This is a genomic window from Streptomyces sp. NPDC102490, assembly GCF_044765285.1.
Taxonomy (GTDB): Bacteria; Actinomycetota; Actinomycetes; order Streptomycetales; family Streptomycetaceae; genus Streptomyces.
This window is the reverse complement of record NZ_JBIWJU010000001.1, coordinates 582,520-597,904: the sequence shown is the minus strand read 5'-3', so window position 1 is coordinate 597,904 and position 15,385 is coordinate 582,520. Positions and strand designations below refer to the sequence as shown.

Genomic DNA, 15,385 nt, shown 5'->3' with positions numbered 1-15,385 from the left:
CGGCACGGCGGTGGCCGTACAGTCGATATCCGGGTGTCCGACACCGCGACACACAACGAGCGACACGTAACGACAGGAGACGAAGTGGGGACCGTAACGATCGGCGTGTCGATCGCGGTCCCGGAGCCTCACGGCAGCAAGCTCCAGCAGCTGCGCGCGGGCTTCGGCGACGCCGCCGCTCACGGCATCCCCACGCACGTCACCCTGCTGCCGCCGACCGAGGTCGACGGCGCCGCGCTGCCCGCGATCGAGGCGCACCTGGCGGAGGTGGCCTCGCGCGGCCGGCCCTTCCCGATGCGGCTGTCCGGCACCGGGACCTTCCGCCCGCTCTCGCCGGTCGTCTACGTCCAGGTGGTCGAGGGCGCGGCGGCCTGCTCCTGGCTCCAGAAGCGGGTGCGCGACGCGTCCGGCCCGGTCCCCCGCGAACTGCAGTTCCCGTACCACCCGCACGTCACCGTGGCGCACGGCATCGAGGAGGCGGCGATGGACCGCGCCTACGAGGAGCTGTCCGACTACGAGGCCCAGTGGCCCTGCACCGGCTTCGCGCTGTACGAGCAGGGCGCCGACGCGGTCTGGCGCAAGCTGCGCGAGTTCCCCTTCGGCAGCGCCACCGTGCCCCCGCAGGCCGGTCGCGTGGAGACCGGCTCCCTGCCCACCCGGTAGCCGCGCCTCACACCGGCAGCCGCCGGAACACGGTCCGCGGCAGGTGCCGCAGCGCCGACATCACCACCCGCAGCGCGCCCGGCACCCACACCGTCTCCGAGCGCCGCCGCAGCCCCAGCTCGATCGCCGCGGCGACCGCCTCGGGCGTCGTGGCCAGCGGCGCCTCCTCCAGGCCCTCGGTCATCCGCGACCGCACGAACCCGGGGCGTACGACCATGACGTGCACGCCCGTGCCGTGCAGCGCGTCGCCCAGACCCTGCGCGAAGGCGTCGAGCCCCGCCTTGCTGGAGCCGTAGATGAAGTTGGCGCGGCGGGCCCGCTCACCGGCGACGGAGGAGAGCACCACCAGCGAGCCGTGCCCCTGCGCCTGGAGCGAACGGGCGGCGACCAGCCCGGCCGAGACCGCGCCGGTGTAGTTGGTCTGCGCGACCCGTACGGCGTTCAGCGGCTCGCGCTCGTCGTGCGCCTGGTCGCCCAGGATGCCGAAGGCCAGCAGCACCAGGTCGATGTCGCCCTCGGCGAACACCTTGCCGAGCGCCGCCTCGTGGGACTCGGGGTCCAGCGCGTCGAAGGCGACCGTGCGCACCTCGGCGCCGAGGCCGCGCAACTGCTCGGCGGCCGTGTCCAGGGCGGGCGAGGGGCGTCCGGCCAGCCACACCGTGCGGGTGCGGCGGGCCACCAGACGGCGCACGGTGGCGAGCGCGATCTCGGACGTACCGCCGAGGACGAGGAGGGACTGGGGAAGGCCGAAGGCGTCCTTCACGACTGGCTCCAGACAGGTCGGTGGGGGGCAGGGGCGTCACAGGGCGAGGCGGCGGGCCAGGTCGGACACGAACACCCCGCGCGGGTCCAGCTCCGCGCGCAGGGCGCGGAAGTCGTCCAGGCGGGGGTACATCGCGGCGAGCAGTTCCGGGCGCAGCCGGGAGTCCTTGGCGAGGTAGACCCGGCCGCCCGCGTCCGCGACCTCCTCGTCCAGCTCGTCCAGGAACGCGCCGAGCCCCGGCAGGCCCGCCGGGATGTCCAGGGCGAGGGTCCAGCCCGGGACGGGGAAGGAGAGCCAGCCCGGGTCGGCCTCGCCGAAGCGTTTGAGGACGGCCAGGAAGGACGGGCAGCGGCGGGTGGAGATGCGCCGCACGATCCGGCGCAGGGCCTCCTCCCGGCCGTGCCCGACGACGAACTGGTACTGCACGAAGCCCCCGCGGCCGTACACCCGGTTCCAGTGCGGGACGCCGTCCAGCGGGTGGAAGAAGGTGGAGATCCGCTGGAGGCGGCCCCGGCTGCACCGGGGGGCCTTGCGGTACCAGACCTCGTTGAACAGGCCCACCGTGGTGCGGCCGAGCAGCCCGTCCGGCACCAGGTCGGGGGCGGCCGGCAGCCGGGAGGTGCGGAAGGCCAGCGGCGCGCGCCGCGCGCGGGAGCGGGCGGGCAGCGCGTCCAGCGGGGCGTGGTCGCCGCGGGTGAGCACCGCGCGGCCGGTCGCCCGGCCGCGCGCGAGCAGGTCGATCCAGGCGACCGAGTAGCGGTAGCGGTGGTCGGTGGCGGTCAGCCGGGCCATCAGGTCGTCCAGGTCGCCGGCCCGCTCGGTGTCCACCGACATCAGCGCCGTCTCGACCGGCAGGAGACGCAGCGTCGCGGTGAGGATCACCCCGGTCAGCCCCATGCCGCCCGCGGTCGCCTCGAACAGGGGCGTGCCCGGGGTGACGGTGCGCACCCGGCCGTCGGCGGTGAGCAGCTCCAGGGAGAGCACGTGCCGGGTGAAGGACCCCGACACGTGGTGGTTCTTGCCGTGGATGTCCGCGCCGATCGCCCCGCCGACCGTCACGTAGCGGGTGCCGGGCGTCACCGGCACGAACCAGCCCAGCGGCAGCAGCACGTCCATCAGCCGGTGCAGGGAGACCCCCGCGTCGCACAGCACGGTGCCGCCGGCCACGTCGACGGCGTGCACGCGGTCCAGGGCCGTCATGTCGAGCACGGCACCCCCCGCGTTCTGCGCCGCGTCCCCGTACGCCCGCCCCAGGCCCCGCGCGACGGCGCCGCGGACCCCGCAGTCCCGGACGGCCGCGGCCGCCTCCTCGTACGTCCGCGGGCGGACGACGAGCGCCCCGGTGGGCGCCGTGCGGCCCCAGCCGGTGACGGTGTCCCAGTCGGTGTCGGGAACGGTGTCGGCAGACATGGCGGTGACCGTATCGCCCCTATGTGAATGATTAGTTCCAAAACATTCAAGCCGTCCCTGAAACGGGTGATTAATGGTATGTCGCTCCGACGTGCCCGCCTTCGCGTGCCGCGGGCGTGGACAGTGAGTGCACATGGACGACCTCGACGACATGGACCACCGGATCGTCAGCGCGCTCCGGGCCTGCGGAGCCGACCCGCGCGTGGCCGGCGCCGCGCGCGCCCTGTCCTGGGCGGGGGAGCACGGGGCGCTGTGGCTCGCGGCGGGCCTCACCGCGGCCGCCGTGGACACGCCCCGGCGCACGGCCTGGCTGCGCGGCACCGCGCTCACCGCGGGTGCCCACGTCGTCAGCATGGGGGTGAAGCGGGTCGTGCGCCGCCCCCGCCCCGCGCACGTCGTCCCCCTGGTGCGCACCGCCGGCCGGCACTCCTTCCCCAGCTCGCACGCCACCTCGGCCGCCGCGGCCGCCGTCGTCTTCGGGGCGCTCGGGGTGCGGGCCGCCTGGCCGCTCGCCGCCGCCGTGTGCGCCTCCCGGCTGGTCGTCGGCGTCCACTACCCCTCCGACGTCGCGGCGGGCGCCGCCCTGGGCGCGCTCACCGCCCGGCTCGGCACCGGCTGGATGCGCGGAGGCACCCGTGACTGACACGGCCGTCCTGCGCCAACGCGCCCCCGAACAGCCGCCCGAGCCCGCCCCGCCGCGCCGGGCGAGACACGTACCCGCCGGGCTGCTGCGCACCGCGCGCCCCCGCCAGTGGGTCAAGAACGTCCTGGTCGTCGCCGCCCCGGCCGCCGCCGGCGAGCTGTTCTCCGCGCCCGCGCTGGGCCGGCTCGCCCTGGTCTTCGTCCTGTTCACCGCCTGCGCCGCCGCCGTCTACCTGGTCAACGACGCCCGGGACGCCGAGGCCGACCGCGCCCACCCCGTCAAGCGGCACCGCCCGGTCGCCGCCGGACAGGTCCCGGTACCGCTCGCCTACGCCGTCGGAGGCGTCCTGGGCGTCCTCGCGCCCGTCCTCGCCGCCCGGCTGTGCCCCCCGGCCGTCGCGGCCCTGCTGACCGCCTACCTCGCCATGCAACTGGCGTACTGCGTCAGCCTCAAGCACGTCCTGGTCGTCGACCTCGCCGTCGTCACCACCGGCTTCCTGATGCGCGCGATGATCGGCGGACTCGCGCTCGGCATCCCCCTGTCGCGCTGGTTCCTCATCACGACCGGCTTCGGCGCCCTGTTCATGGTCGCCGCCAAGCGCTACTCCGAAGCCGTGCAGATGGCGGACAAGGAGGGCGCCACACGCGCGCTGCTCACCGAGTACACCACCGGCTACCTCCGCTTCGTCTGGCAGCTCGCCGCCGGTGTCGCCGTCCTCGGCTACTGCCTGTGGGCCATGGAGGAGGGCGGCGTCCCGCACACCAGCGTGCTGCCCTGGCGCCAGCTCTCCATGGTCGCCTTCGTCCTCGCCGTGCTGCGCTACGCCGTCTTCGCCGACCGCGGCACCGCGGGCGAACCCGAGGACGTCGTCCTGCGCGACCGCCCCCTCGCCCTGATCGGCGTGGTCTGGCTCGCGATGTACGGCCTGGCGGTGGCCAATTGGTAGCCGGCCGGCGCGAACTGCTCGGCTTCGCCGGTGTCGGCCTGCTCGCCTACGCCGTCGACCTCGGCCTCTTCACCTGCCTGCGCGGCCCCGCCGGCCTCGGTCCGCTCACCGCCAAGACCCTCTCCTTCGTCGCCGCCTGCTCGGTCGCCTACGCGGGCAACGCCCTGGGCACCTACCGGCACACCCGCACCCGCGGCCTGCGTGCCTGCGCCGTGTTCTTCGCAGTGAACGCCGCCGGCGCCGCCGTACAACTGCTCTGTCTGGCCGTCAGCCACTACGGGCTCGGCCTCACCTCGCAACGCGCCGACACGGTCTCCGGCGCCGGGGTCGGCATGATCCTGGGCACGATCCTGCGCTTCTGGGGCACAAGAACACTGGTCTTCCGGTCCGGAGCCGCACCCGGCGGCCGGACGGGATCATGGAACGGGACGAGCGGGGGCAGGGTCGGATCATGGACTGGCTGAAGAAGCTCCCCGGCGTGGGACCGTGGATCGCACGCCTGATGACCACGCACGCGTGGCGCTCCTACGAGCGGCTCGACCGGGTGAAGTGGTCCCGGCTGGCCGCCGCCATGACCTTCACCAGCTTCGTGGCGCTCTTCCCGCTGCTGAGCCTGGCCGCCGCCGTCGCCGCCGCCACGCTCAGCAAGGAGCAGCAGGACAAGCTCCAGGACAAGCTCGCCGAGCAGATCCCCGGCATCTCCGACCAGCTGAACATCCAGGACCTCGTCGACAACGCCGGCACCGTCGGGGTGATCTCCGCGCTCCTGCTGCTGTTCACCGGCATGGGCTGGATCGAGGCCACCCGGGACTGCCTGCGCGCCGTGTGGGAGCTGCCCGACGAGGAGGAGAACCCGGTCCTGCACCGGGCCAAGGACGCGGGCGTCCTGGTCGGCCTCGGCGGGGCGCTGCTGATCACCGTCGGCATCTCCACCGTCGCCTCGGCGCTGGTCGGCTGGATCATCCGCACGGCCGGCCTCGCCGAGGGCGGGGTCGGCGGCGTCCTGCTGTACGTCGCCGCCTTCGCCGTCGCCGTGCTCGCCGACTTCCTGCTGCTGCTGTACGTGCTGACCCTGCTGCCCGGCGTCCAGCCCGAGCGCCGCCGCCTGGTGGTGGCCGCGCTGATCGGCGCGGTCGGCTTCGAACTGCTGAAGCTGCTGCTCAGCGGCTACATCCAGGGCGTCGCGGCGAAGAGCATGTACGGCGCCTTCGGCGTCCCCGTCGCCCTGCTGCTGTGGATCAACTTCACCGCGAAACTGGTGCTGTTCTGCGCCGCCTGGACGGCGACGGGCAGCAAGGCGCAGGAGCTGGGCGACGAGGGCGTCACGGACGGGTCCGGCGACGGACGAGGTCGGGCAGCGGCCACTTCCGGTTGACCAGGTAGGCGCCGCCCGCGAGCAGCACCAGCACCCCCGCGGCGACACCGGCCGCGATCCCGACCCCGCCGGCGCCGTGCCCGGCCCCCAGGCCCGCCACCGGCCCGGTGCCCGCGCCGCCCTTCCCGGTGCCGCCGGCCTCACCGGACGCCCCGGCCGAGGGGCTCGCCGCGGCGGCGCTGCGCGGGCCCACCAGCTCGCCCACCGGCCGCACCTTCCCGGCCGCCTTGAAGCCCCAGTCGAACAGGCGGGCGGTCTCCTTGTAGACCTCGTTGTGCTCGTCCTTCGCCGGGTTCATCACGGTGACGAGCAGCACCCGGCCGCCGCGCTCGGCGACGCCCGTGAAGGTGGCGCCCGCGTTGGTGGTGTTGCCGTTCTTCACCCCCGCGATGCCCGGGTAGACCTCCATGTCCGCGTCGCCCGACAGCAGCCGGTTGGTGTTCTGGATCTCGAAGGTCCCGCGGGAGGTCTTGCCCTTCTTGTTCTTCGTGGTCTCACCGGGGAACTTCGCGCTGACCGTCGAGGCGTACTCGCGGAAGTCCTTCTTCTGGAGCCCCGAACGGGCGAACAGCGTCAGGTCGTACGCGGAGGAAACCTGCCCCGGCATGTCGTAGCCGTCGGGGCTGACCACGGTGGTGTCGAGGGCCTGGAGTTCGTCGGCGTGCGCGTTCATGTCCGCGACGGTCTTGTCGACGCCGTCGTTCATCGCCGACAGCACGTGCACCGCGTCGTTGCCGGACCGCAGGAAGACCCCGAGCCACAGGTCGTGGACGGTGTAGGTCTCCTTCTCCTTGATGCCGACCATGCTGGACCCGGCGCCGATGCCCGCGAGATCGGAGACCTCGACCTTGTGCTTCGTCGTCTTGGGCCACTTCGGCAGCAGCGTGTCCGCGAACAGCATCTTCAGGGTGCTCGCCGGGGCCAGCCGCCAGTGCGCGTTGTGCGCGGCCAGCACGTCGCCCGACTCGGCGTCCGCGACGATCCACGAACGGGCGGTGAGGTCCTTCGGCAGCACGGGCGCCCCGCCCGCCAGGTCCACCTGCGTCCCGGGCTTCCCGAGCCGCGCGCCGCCCACCGCCGACATCGACGCCGGGGGAGTGGCCGACGGACTCCCCGACGGGCTCGGGGCGGCGAGCGCGGCGGGGGAGAGGAGGGCGAGAGCGGTCAGGGCGGCGGAGGTGACCGTCAGGGATCGCCTGAGGGCCTTCTGGGGAGCGGACACGAGCGGAAACGTACCCCCCGCGACCGGGCCGGTCCCACTCCCCTCCCCACCCCGCGCACGGTTCCGGACAGCGTGCGGCGATACTGAAACCATGCCGTGCTCTTCCGGGGGACAACCCCCGGACCCCCGGCCGGTCTCGGGTGGACGGTGTTGTGAGGAAAGGTCCGTTTTCGTGAAGCTCAGCCGCCCCGTCTCCTGGTTCCTGCTCGCTTTCGGGGTGTGGAGCTGGATCATCTGGATCACTTTCGTCAAAAACCTGGTCAAGGACGGCAGCGGGCTCGCCTTCGACGACGGCGAGCCCACGGCGTACTTCTGGGTGCACCTGCTGCTCGCGATCGTGTCCTTCGTATTGGGGACGGTCGTCGGGGTCATCGGGTTGCGCGGGGTGCGCGCACTGCGCCGAACGTCATAGCCGACGAGGACGTCACGGACGCCCTGGGCGTCCCAACCGAGGGGATACGACGGCATGGCGGTCGTCTTCGTGCTGGTCGCGCTGGTGATGGTGGGCGTCCTGGTGACGGCCAACTGGTACCTGTGGCGGCGCCTGTTCCGCGACACGACGCGCGCTGCGGGCCCCGTGCGCCGGATCGGCGCGGCGGTGATCGCCGGGGGCTGGGTGCTGGCGGTCGGGGCGCTGGTCGCCGAGCGCGCGGGCGCCCCGTTCTGGCTCCAGCGGGTCCTCGCCTGGCCGGGCTTCCTGTGGCTGGCCCTGTCGATCTACCTGCTGCTCGCGGTGCTCGCGGGCGAGGTCGTCCGGCCGCTGCTGCGGAGGTTCCTGGAGCGCCGGGCGGCCGCCCGGCACCCGGAGGAGGCCGAGCCGTCGGTCGCCCCGGCCGCGGACACCTCGCGCATACCGGCCGGGACGGCCCCGCCGCAGGCGCCCGGCACGCCTGACGCGCCCCAGACGCCGGTCCCCGCCCCCGGGAGCGCGAGCACCAGCCCCCTCGCCCTGCCCTCCCGCCGCCTGTTCGTCTCCCGCGTCGTCGCCGGTGCCGCCGCCGCGGCGGCCGTCGGGACGGTCGGGTACGGCACGTACGGCGTGCTGAGCGGCCCGAAGGTGAAGCGGGTCACCGTACCGCTGGCCAAGCTGCCGCGCGCGGCGCACGGGTTCCGCATCGCCGTGGTCAGCGACATCCACCTCGGCCCGGTCCTCGGCCGGGGCTTCGCGCAGCGGGTCGTCGACACGATCAACGCCACGCAGCCCGACCTGATCGCCGTCGTCGGCGACCTGGTCGACGGCAGCGTGAAGGACCTCGGCCCGGCCGCCGCCCCGCTCGCGCAGCTCCGGGCCCGGCACGGCGCGTACTTCGTCACCGGCAACCACGAGTACTTCTCCGGCGCCGAGCAGTGGGTCGCCGAGGTGCGGCGGCTCGGGCTGCTCCCGCTGGAGAACGCCCGCACCGAGCTGCCCCACTTCGACCTCGCCGGCGTCAACGACGTGGCGGGCGAGGACGAGGGCCAGGGTCCCGACTACGCCAAGGCCCTCGGCGACCGGGACCGCACCCGCGCCTGCGTGCTCCTCGCCCACCAGCCGGTGCAGATCCACGACGCCGTCGACCACGGCGTCGACCTCCAGCTCTCCGGCCACACCCACGGCGGTCAGCTCTGGCCCGGCAACCTCATCGCCGGCGCCGCCAACCCGACGCTGGCGGGCCTGGACCGCTACGGCGACACCCAGCTGTACGTCAGCCGCGGCGCGGGCGCCTGGGGCCCGCCCACGCGCGTGGGGGCGCCCTCGGACATCACGGTGATCGAGCTGGCGTCCCGTCAGGCCTGACCGTCAGGCCCGTTCGCCGGGCTCGCGGGCGGCCCTTCGGGCGGCCGGGTCGGGGATCGCCCGGGTCATCCCCGGCAGGAAGTCCGTGAACAGCTCGTGCACCTCGCGCACCAGCGGGCGCAGCACCCGGAAGCGGGCCAGCACGACGCCCCGCGCGGTGAGCCGGGCGCCGCGCTCGGCGAGGCGGTAGCTGCGCTCGCGGCCCTCGGTGCGGTCGAAGATCCAGTACAGGACGAGGCCCATCTGGGAGAGCCACATCAGCTCCGGGAGGATGTCCCGCAGCTCCTCGGGCACCTTGGTCTTCGCCCCGGCGAGCACCGCGCGGTGGATGCTGATGGCCTCCACGCGCGCGTGTTCCGACTCCGGGGAGAAGGGGCTGAGCGGGCTGTCCGGGTCGGCGGCGTTCTTGAAGAACTGCACGGCGAACTCGTGGTACGGCGTGGCGATGTCCAGCCAGACCTTCAGCACGCCCGCCAGCCGGGCCTCCAGGTCGGTCTCCCTGGCCAGCACCTCGCGGACCGCCGCCTGGTGCTCGGCGGCGATCCGGTCGTAGAACCCCTGGATCAGGTGTTCCTTGCCGGCGAAGTAGTAGTACGCGTTGCCGACGGAGACCCCGGCCTCCTGGGCGATGGCCCGCATGGTGGTCCGGTCGTAGCCGCGTTCCTGGAACAGCCGCATGGCCGTCTCCAGGATCAGCGCGCGGGTCTGCTCGGACTTGCTGAGGTGGGCGCCGTCGCCGGGGCCGTCGTTGGTGGCAGGCACGGGTCCAGAGCCTATCCAGTCGTACAGGTGCCGTCGGCACAGCCCGGCCCGGTGTAGATCCACCCCAGGCGCGGCTCGTACACCCAGCCGTCCGCGCGGCGGTACCCGGTGCCGCCCCACTGCCGCTGCCCGGCGCGCCACTTGGCGGCGGCCAGGATGGCCCCGCGGGCCAGCAGGGCGCCCTTGGGCGTACTGAGCCGGTGGGCGAGCCCGCGGTACCGGCGCAGCGCCCACAGGACGACCACCCAGGCGGCGGCGCCGCGGTAGACCTGTCCGGCGTCGCCCACGGCGGTGACCTCGTCGAGGGTGGCCCCGTGGTCGAGCCCGGGGAAGCGCCTGCGCGCCTCCTCCGACGCGGCCGGGACCAGTTCCAGCGGCACCAGCCGGGGCTGGCGCAGCAGCCAGTCCCGTACGTGGGTGCACAGGGCGCATTCGGCGTCGTAGAGGACGGTGAGCCGGCGCACGGGGGCGCCGGCCGTCGTCCCGGGAGCGGGGGCCATCGGATCAGGCCCCGGCCGCCGGGGCCACCCAGCCCTGCGGCGGGACCGGCGGTACCTGCTCCCGCTCCATCAGCCCGCGCCGCCGGATCTTGTTGAGCACGTACACGTTGCCCAGGTGCATCACGCCGAGCACCAGCAGCACCACGCCGACCTTGGTCGACAGCGCCTCGAAGATGCCCCGGGTGTCGGTGATGGTCTCGTCGTCGCTCAGGTAGAGGGCGACGAAGCCGAGGTTGACGAGGTAGAAGCCGACCACCAGGAGGTGGTTGACGGCGTCCGCGAGCTTCTCGTTGCCGTGCAGGACGTCGGCGAGGAAGACCCGTCCGTTGCGGCTGAGTGTGCGGGCCACCCAGACGGTCAGACCGATGCTGACGGCCAGGTAGATGACGTAGGCGATGACGGTGCGGTCCATGCCCCACCCCTTCTTGAACGCGTTCAAAACGCTGACAGGGCTGACTGTAGACCTGTTTTTGAACACGTTCAAGCGCGGGTTCCGCTCAGGGGCGGCGGCCCAGCTCCGGGCGCTTGGAGTAGTCCGTGAGGCCGATGACGTTGCCCCACGGGTCGGCGAACTCGACGGTCCAGCCGGTGGCCACGGGGAACGGCTCGTCCAGCGGCGGCACCCCGGCGTCCCTCAGCGCGCGGGCGGCGACCCGGGCGTCGGTCACCTCCAGCCACACCCGCGCGGAGGGCCACATCGGCGGCTGCCGCCCGAACTCCTCCTCCGCCCGCAGCAGCAGTCCCGGCGTCTCCACGCCCACCTTCAGCAGCGCGATCCCGGCCTCGTCGAGCCGGTAGGCGACCGGGAAACCGGCCCGCTCGTAGAACCCGACGGCCTCGGCGAGGTCCCCGACGGGCAGCAGCACGTTGTCGAACCCGAGCAGTTCGTACGACTCGTCATCTGACATGGCGTCAGGCTAGGACGCTCATCGCCCGGAACAGCCGATTGTCAGCCCTCGCCGGGCGCGCTCTTCGCCCGTCCGGCGGCAAGGACCTCGCCTCGATGGCGCGGCAGATGCCAGAGGGCCCCGCTTCCAGGGGAAACGGGGCCCTCACAGCCGTCAAGCGGCGTACACCGACGGCGTCAGAAGCGGCGCGTGATCAGCGCTCGCTTCACCTCCGCGATGGCCTTGGTGACCTCGATGCCGCGCGGGCAGGCGTCCGTGCAGTTGAAGGTCGTACGGCAGCGCCACACGCCGTCGCGGTCGTTCAGGATCTCCAGCCGCTGCTCGCCGGCCTCGTCGCGCGAGTCGAAGATGAAGCGGTGGGCGTTGACGATCGCGGCCGGGCCGAAGTACTGGCCGTCGTTCCAGAACACCGGGCACGAGGACGTGCAGGCGGCGCACAGGATGCACTTGGTCGTGTCGTCGAAGCGCTCGCGGTCCTCGGCGGACTGGAGGCGCTCACGCGTCGGCTCGTTGGTGTCCTTCGTGATCAGGAAGGGCATCACGTCCCGGTACGCCTGGAAGAACGGCTCCATGTCGACGACCAGGTCCTTGAGGACCGTCAGGCCCTTGATGGGCTCGACCGTGATCGGCTTCTCGGGGCTGAGGTCCTTGATCAGCGTCTTGCAGGCGAGGCGGTTCTTGCCGTTGATCCGCATGGCGTCCGAGCCGCAGATGCCGTGCGCGCAGGAACGGCGGAAGGTCAGGCTGCCGTCCAGGTCCCACTTGATCTTGTGCAGCGCGTCGAGGACGCGCTCCTTCGGGTCGATCTCCAGCTGGAAGTCTTCCCAGGCCGCCTCGGCGGCGACCTCCGGGTTGAACCGCCGGACGCGGAAGGTGACCGTGATGTACGGGGAGTCGGCGAAGCCGGGCTCGGGGGCCTTGTCGCTCTTCTCCATGACAGGGGTAGCCATCAGTACTTACGCTCCATCGGCTGGTAGCGGGTCTGGACGACCGGCTTGTAGTCGAGCCGGATGGACTCGGCGCCGTCGTCGCCCACCTCGCGGTACGCCATGGTGTGGCGCATGAAGTTGACGTCGTCGCGGTTGGGGAAGTCCTCGCGGTAGTGACCGCCGCGCGACTCCTTGCGGGCGAGCGCGGACACGGCCATCACCTCGGCCAGGTCGAGCAGGTTGCCCAGCTCGACGGCCTCCAGCAGGTCGGTGTTGAAGCGCCGGCCCTTGTCCTGGATCGCCACGTTCTTGTAGCGGACGCGCAGCTCGGCGATCTTCTCGACGGCCGTCTTGATCGTCTGCTCGGTGCGGAACACCATGACGTTGGCGTCCATGCACTCCTGCAACTCGCGGCGGATCGTCGCCACCCGCTCGGTGCCGGTGGACGAGCGCAGCCGCTCGATCTGCTCGACGACCAGGGACTCCGGGTTCTCGGGCAGCTCGACGAAGTCCGCCTTCTGCGCGTACTCCGCCGCCGCGATGCCGGCCCGCTTGCCGAACACGTTGATGTCCAGCAGCGAGTTGGTGCCCAGGCGGTTGGCGCCGTGCACGGACACGCAGGCCACCTCGCCGGCCGCGTAGAGGCCCGGCACGACGGTCGTGTTGTCCGCCAGCACCTCGCCCTCGACGTTGGTCGGGATGCCGCCCATGGCGTAGTGCGCGGTCGGCTGGATCGGGATCGGGTCCGTGTAGGGCTCGATGCCGAGGTAGGTCCGCGCGAACTCCGTGATGTCGGGCAGCTTGGCGTCCAGCTGCTCCGGCGGGAGGTGGGTGAGGTCCAGGTAGACGTGGTCGCCCTCGGGACCGCAGCCGCGGCCCTCGCGGATCTCCGTGTAGATGGAGCGCGAGACGACGTCACGGGACGCGAGGTCCTTCATGACCGGCGCGTACTTCTCCATGAAGCGCTCGCCGTCCTTGTTGCGCAGGATGCCGCCCTCACCGCGGGCGCCCTCCGTCAGCAGGATGCCCATGCGCCAGATGCCGGTCGGGTGGAACTGGAAGAACTCCATGTCCTCCAGCGGCAGCCCGCGCCGGTACACGGCCGCCTGGCCGTCACCGGTGAGCGTGTGCGCGTTGGACGTCACCTTGAAGAACTTGCCGGTGCCGCCGGAGGCGTAGATCACGGACTTCGCCTGGAAGACGTGGATCTCGCCGGTCGCCAGCTCGTAGGCCACCACGCCGGCCGACTTCTTGACGCCGTCGACCTCGGTGATCAGCTGGTCCAGGACGTAGAACTCGTTGAAGAACTCCACGCCCTCCTTCACGCAGTTCTGGTACAGCGTCTGGAGGATCATGTGACCGGTGCGGTCGGCCGCGTAGCAGGAGCGGCGGACCGGGGCCTCGCCGTGGTTGCGGCTGTGACCGCCGAAGCGGCGCTGGTCGATCGTCCCGTCGGGCGTCCGGTTGAACGGCAGGCCCATCTTCTCCAGGTCGAGGACCGAGTCGATGGCCTCCTTCGCCAGGATCTCGGCGGCGTCCTGGTCGACCAGGTAGTCACCGCCCTTGACCGTGTCGAAGGTGTGCCACTCCCAGTTGTCCTCCTCCACGTTGGCCAGCGCGGCGGCCATGCCGCCCTGCGCGGCGCCCGTGTGGGAGCGGGTCGGGTAGAGCTTCGTCAGCACGGCGGTGCGGCTGCGCTTGGTCGACTCGATGGCCGCGCGCATGCCGGCGCCACCGGCGCCGACGATGACGGTGTCGTACTTGTGTACCTTCATGATTTTCGCAGCCCCGTGCCTAGCGGATGTTCGGGTCGAAGGTGAAGATCACCAGCGTGCCCAGCAGGATGGTGAACACCGTGGCGGTGTAGAGCAGGCCCTTGAGCCACAGCCGGGTGTTGGGGCGCTCCGCGTAGTCGTTGATGACCGTGCGCAGGCCGTTGGCGCCGTGCAGCATCGCGAGCCAGAGCATCAGGAGGTCCCAGACCTGCCAGAACGGCGAGGCCCAGCGGCCCGCCACGAAGGCGAAGCCGATCTTCGAGACACCGCCGTCGAGCACCAGCTGGATCAGCAGGTGGCCGAGGACCAGGACGACCAGCACCACGCCGGACAGGCGCATGAAGAGCCAGGCGGCCATCTCGAAGTTGCCCCGGGTGGACTTCGGGGTCTTCTTCGTGCGGGCGCGGGGCGCCTCGATGAGCGGCGCCGGGTTGTCGACCGTGTAGAGGGAGGCGCCCTCGACGGGGCCGATCCCGGAAGCGGGGGATTCAGTCGTGGACATTGGCGTCAGCTCCCGAACAGTTCACGAGCGGCGTGGCCGAGGACGGGGTAGATCGCCCCGAGCATCAGCACGACCCACAGGGCGACGACGGTCCAGAGCATCTGCTTCTGGTAGCGGGCGCCCTTGACCCAGAAGTCGACGGCGATGACACGCAGGCCGTTGAGCGCGTGGAAGAGGATGGCGGCGACGAGGCCGTACTCCAGCAGCGCGACGATCGGCGTCTTGTACGTGGCCACGACGGTGTCGTAGGCCTCGGGGGACACCCGCACGAGAGCGGTGTCCAGCACGTGAACGAACAGGAAGAAGAAGATGAGGACGCCGGTGACTCGATGAGCCACCCAGGACCACATTCCTTCCCGGCCGCGGTACAGCGTTCCAGCCGGCACGGAAATTTCCTCCGGGAGCGGGGATTGGGGCCGCGCCGGCTTTCCTTGTCGGTCGGGCCCGGCCGGGTACGGTCCACCGGCCCCCAGCATGGTAGCGACGGTTGCCTGCGGCGCTTACGGGGGGCCTGCCGTTGTGATCAAACTTGCACTCAAAGGAGCAGTGGGTTTGAGCGCGGGGCGGCTACGGGGGTGGGTTTGTCTTGAATGCCGGGTGTGCGTAGTCAGGGGCTGGTCGCGCCCCGCGGCGGAGCCGCTGATGTCACAGCCCCGCGCCCCTTAGGGCGTTGCTCAGCCGTGTCTTTGCCAGGTGCCGGAGTTCCTCTGCCGCTACCAGGCGTTCTTCGTCGAGGTCGTTGTTCAAACGTGACCGGATGGCGGTCAGGACGTGGTCCAGGGCCTCGTCGGGGGGCAGGTCGGACAGGCAGATGACGAACACGTGTCCGAAGCGGGACTCGTAGGCCGCGTGGGCCGCGTTCAGGGCCGTGTGGGCTGCCGCGTACGTGTCCTCGGGGAGGGCGGGCAGTATTTCCGCGGCCAGAGCCTCCGCCAGGTCGTCCGGGGTGAGGTCGTAGGCCGCCTCGTCCGCTGCCGCCAGGAGGGCGGGGAGGTCCGGGTAGGGGCGGTGGGCGGCGAGGCGGTGGGCCCAGGCGCGGCTGTGCAGGCAGGCGAGGAGGGTCTGGACGGCCTCTTCGGCGGGAGCCGTGTTGAAGCACGCCAGCGGGGCGGCCGTTGCCGGTGTGGCGCGTGTTTGCACCGGTACCGGTATGGCCACTCGGCTGGGGAGGTCTGGGAGACGGTGCGCAGGCAGCGTGGGTCCTCGTGGG

At 72.1% G+C, this 15,385-nt stretch carries 19 protein-coding genes; 7 read left to right on the top strand and 12 right to left on the bottom strand.

Going from position 1 to position 15,385, the window contains the following annotated elements:
* The first annotated feature begins 84 nt into the window (after positions 1–84).
* Positions 85–663: a 2'-5' RNA ligase family protein gene (locus tag ACIRGB_RS02755; protein ID WP_059302455.1), complete on the top strand. Its 579-nt coding sequence runs from the start codon at positions 85–87 to the stop codon at positions 661–663.
* Positions 664–670: 7 nt separating this feature from the next.
* Here ACIRGB_RS02755 and ACIRGB_RS02750 read toward each other — a convergent pair whose 3' ends face one another.
* Both ACIRGB_RS02750 and ACIRGB_RS02745 read right to left on the bottom strand, forming a co-directional pair.
* Positions 671–1,426: a decaprenylphospho-beta-D-erythro-pentofuranosid-2-ulose 2-reductase gene (locus tag ACIRGB_RS02750; RefSeq protein WP_403857971.1), complete on the bottom strand. Its 756-nt coding sequence runs from the start codon at positions 1,424–1,426 to the stop codon at positions 671–673.
* 36 nt (positions 1,427–1,462) lie between these two features.
* A complete protein-coding gene (locus tag ACIRGB_RS02745) occupies positions 1,463–2,836 on the bottom strand; it encodes an FAD-binding protein (protein ID WP_403857969.1) in 1,374 nt (457 codons plus the stop codon).
* Positions 2,837–2,969: 133 nt separating this feature from the next.
* Here ACIRGB_RS02745 and ACIRGB_RS02740 point away from each other — a divergent pair, with 133 nt between their 5' ends.
* Genes ACIRGB_RS02740 through ACIRGB_RS02725 form a run of 4 tightly spaced genes read left to right on the top strand, consistent with a single transcriptional unit; the run spans position 2,970 to position 5,800 of the window.
* Entirely contained in the window at positions 2,970–3,479 is a 510-nt protein-coding gene (locus tag ACIRGB_RS02740) for a phosphatase PAP2 family protein (protein ID WP_403857967.1), read from the top strand.
* Entirely contained in the window at positions 3,472–4,425 is a 954-nt protein-coding gene (locus ACIRGB_RS02735) for a decaprenyl-phosphate phosphoribosyltransferase (RefSeq protein WP_403857965.1), read from the top strand. Before ACIRGB_RS02740 ends, ACIRGB_RS02735 begins: the two co-directional genes overlap by 8 nt.
* The gene (locus ACIRGB_RS02730; RefSeq protein ID WP_403857963.1) at positions 4,419–4,889 is read left to right on the top strand and encodes a GtrA family protein; all 471 of its coding nucleotides are present in this window, start codon (positions 4,419–4,421) and stop codon (positions 4,887–4,889) included. The genes ACIRGB_RS02735 and ACIRGB_RS02730 overlap by 7 nt, the downstream gene beginning before the upstream one ends.
* A complete protein-coding gene (locus ACIRGB_RS02725) occupies positions 4,877–5,800 on the top strand; it encodes a YihY/virulence factor BrkB family protein (RefSeq protein WP_403857961.1) in 924 nt (307 codons plus the stop codon). Before ACIRGB_RS02730 ends, ACIRGB_RS02725 begins: the two co-directional genes overlap by 13 nt.
* Here ACIRGB_RS02725 and ACIRGB_RS02720 read toward each other — a convergent pair.
* Positions 5,748–7,022, bottom strand: coding sequence for a D-alanyl-D-alanine carboxypeptidase family protein (locus ACIRGB_RS02720; RefSeq protein ID WP_403857959.1), 1,275 nt, complete (start codon positions 7,020–7,022; stop codon positions 5,748–5,750). The two genes, ACIRGB_RS02725 and ACIRGB_RS02720, sit on opposite strands and share 53 nt — an antisense overlap.
* Positions 7,023–7,194: 172 nt before the next feature.
* Between ACIRGB_RS02720 and ACIRGB_RS02715 the strand changes: the two genes are divergently transcribed.
* Both ACIRGB_RS02715 and ACIRGB_RS02710 read left to right on the top strand, forming a co-directional pair.
* Positions 7,195–7,434 (top strand): SCO4848 family membrane protein, encoded by a 240-nt coding sequence (locus tag ACIRGB_RS02715; protein WP_403857957.1) that lies wholly within the window; start codon positions 7,195–7,197, stop codon positions 7,432–7,434.
* Between the two features lie 54 nt (positions 7,435–7,488).
* Positions 7,489–8,799 carry a metallophosphoesterase gene (locus ACIRGB_RS02710; protein ID WP_403857955.1) on the top strand — a complete coding sequence of 437 codons (1,311 nt, stop codon included), beginning with the start codon at positions 7,489–7,491 and terminating at the stop codon, positions 8,797–8,799.
* A gap of 3 nt (positions 8,800–8,802) precedes the next feature.
* Here ACIRGB_RS02710 and ACIRGB_RS02705 read toward each other — a convergent pair whose 3' ends face one another.
* From ACIRGB_RS02705 to ACIRGB_RS02665, 9 genes are all read right to left on the bottom strand, one after another.
* Entirely contained in the window at positions 8,803–9,561 is a 759-nt protein-coding gene (locus ACIRGB_RS02705) for a TetR/AcrR family transcriptional regulator (RefSeq protein ID WP_403857953.1), read from the bottom strand.
* Between the two features lie 11 nt (positions 9,562–9,572).
* Positions 9,573–10,061, bottom strand: a complete 489-nt coding sequence (locus ACIRGB_RS02700; RefSeq protein ID WP_403857951.1) for a thiol-disulfide oxidoreductase DCC family protein — start codon at positions 10,059–10,061, stop codon at positions 9,573–9,575.
* 4 nt (positions 10,062–10,065) lie between these two features.
* Positions 10,066–10,473 (bottom strand): hypothetical protein, encoded by a 408-nt coding sequence (locus ACIRGB_RS02695; protein WP_403857949.1) that lies wholly within the window; start codon positions 10,471–10,473, stop codon positions 10,066–10,068.
* 85 nt (positions 10,474–10,558) lie between these two features.
* Positions 10,559–10,969: a VOC family protein gene (locus tag ACIRGB_RS02690; protein WP_104634946.1), complete on the bottom strand. Its 411-nt coding sequence runs from the start codon at positions 10,967–10,969 to the stop codon at positions 10,559–10,561.
* 176 nt (positions 10,970–11,145) lie between these two features.
* On the bottom strand, positions 11,146–11,919 hold the full coding sequence (locus ACIRGB_RS02685) for a succinate dehydrogenase iron-sulfur subunit (RefSeq protein ID WP_123625875.1): 774 nt from the start codon (positions 11,917–11,919) through the stop codon (positions 11,146–11,148).
* Positions 11,919–13,673 carry a succinate dehydrogenase flavoprotein subunit gene (gene sdhA / locus ACIRGB_RS02680; protein ID WP_403857946.1) on the bottom strand — a complete coding sequence of 585 codons (1,755 nt, stop codon included), beginning with the start codon at positions 13,671–13,673 and terminating at the stop codon, positions 11,919–11,921. The genes ACIRGB_RS02685 and sdhA overlap by 1 nt, the downstream gene beginning before the upstream one ends.
* A 19-nt stretch (positions 13,674–13,692) precedes the next feature.
* Positions 13,693–14,175, bottom strand: coding sequence for a succinate dehydrogenase hydrophobic membrane anchor subunit (locus tag ACIRGB_RS02675; protein WP_030145603.1), 483 nt, complete (start codon positions 14,173–14,175; stop codon positions 13,693–13,695).
* Positions 14,176–14,180: 5 nt separating this feature from the next.
* Positions 14,181–14,561, bottom strand: coding sequence for a succinate dehydrogenase, cytochrome b556 subunit (sdhC, locus tag ACIRGB_RS02670; protein WP_003974113.1), 381 nt, complete (start codon positions 14,559–14,561; stop codon positions 14,181–14,183).
* A 259-nt stretch (positions 14,562–14,820) separates the two neighbouring features.
* Positions 14,821–15,315 carry a 2-oxo-4-hydroxy-4-carboxy-5-ureidoimidazoline decarboxylase gene (locus ACIRGB_RS02665; protein ID WP_403857943.1) on the bottom strand — a complete coding sequence of 165 codons (495 nt, stop codon included), beginning with the start codon at positions 15,313–15,315 and terminating at the stop codon, positions 14,821–14,823.
* Between the last annotated feature and the right edge of the window lie 70 nt (positions 15,316–15,385).

What these genes read in the sequence shown, in the direction of transcription:
- ACIRGB_RS02690 (WP_104634946.1), bottom strand. Translation starts at nt 10,969, where the DNA reads ATGTCAGATGACGAGTCGTACGAACTGCTCGGGTTCGACAACGTGCTG.
- ACIRGB_RS02745 (WP_403857969.1), bottom strand. Translation starts at nt 2,836, where the DNA reads ATGTCTGCCGACACCGTTCCCGACACCGACTGGGACACCGTCACCGGC.
- sdhA (WP_403857946.1), bottom strand. Translation starts at nt 13,673, where the DNA reads ATGAAGGTACACAAGTACGACACCGTCATCGTCGGCGCCGGTGGCGCC.
- ACIRGB_RS02710 (WP_403857955.1), top strand. Translation starts at nt 7,489, where the DNA reads ATGGCGGTCGTCTTCGTGCTGGTCGCGCTGGTGATGGTGGGCGTCCTG.
- ACIRGB_RS02700 (WP_403857951.1), bottom strand. Translation starts at nt 10,061, where the DNA reads ATGGCCCCCGCTCCCGGGACGACGGCCGGCGCCCCCGTGCGCCGGCTC.
- ACIRGB_RS02725 (WP_403857961.1), top strand. Translation starts at nt 4,877, where the DNA reads ATGGACTGGCTGAAGAAGCTCCCCGGCGTGGGACCGTGGATCGCACGC.
- ACIRGB_RS02685 (WP_123625875.1), bottom strand. Translation starts at nt 11,919, where the DNA reads ATGGCTACCCCTGTCATGGAGAAGAGCGACAAGGCCCCCGAGCCCGGC.
- ACIRGB_RS02675 (WP_030145603.1), bottom strand. Translation starts at nt 14,175, where the DNA reads ATGTCCACGACTGAATCCCCCGCTTCCGGGATCGGCCCCGTCGAGGGC.
- ACIRGB_RS02740 (WP_403857967.1), top strand. Translation starts at nt 2,970, where the DNA reads ATGGACGACCTCGACGACATGGACCACCGGATCGTCAGCGCGCTCCGG.
- ACIRGB_RS02695 (WP_403857949.1), bottom strand. Translation starts at nt 10,473, where the DNA reads ATGGACCGCACCGTCATCGCCTACGTCATCTACCTGGCCGTCAGCATC.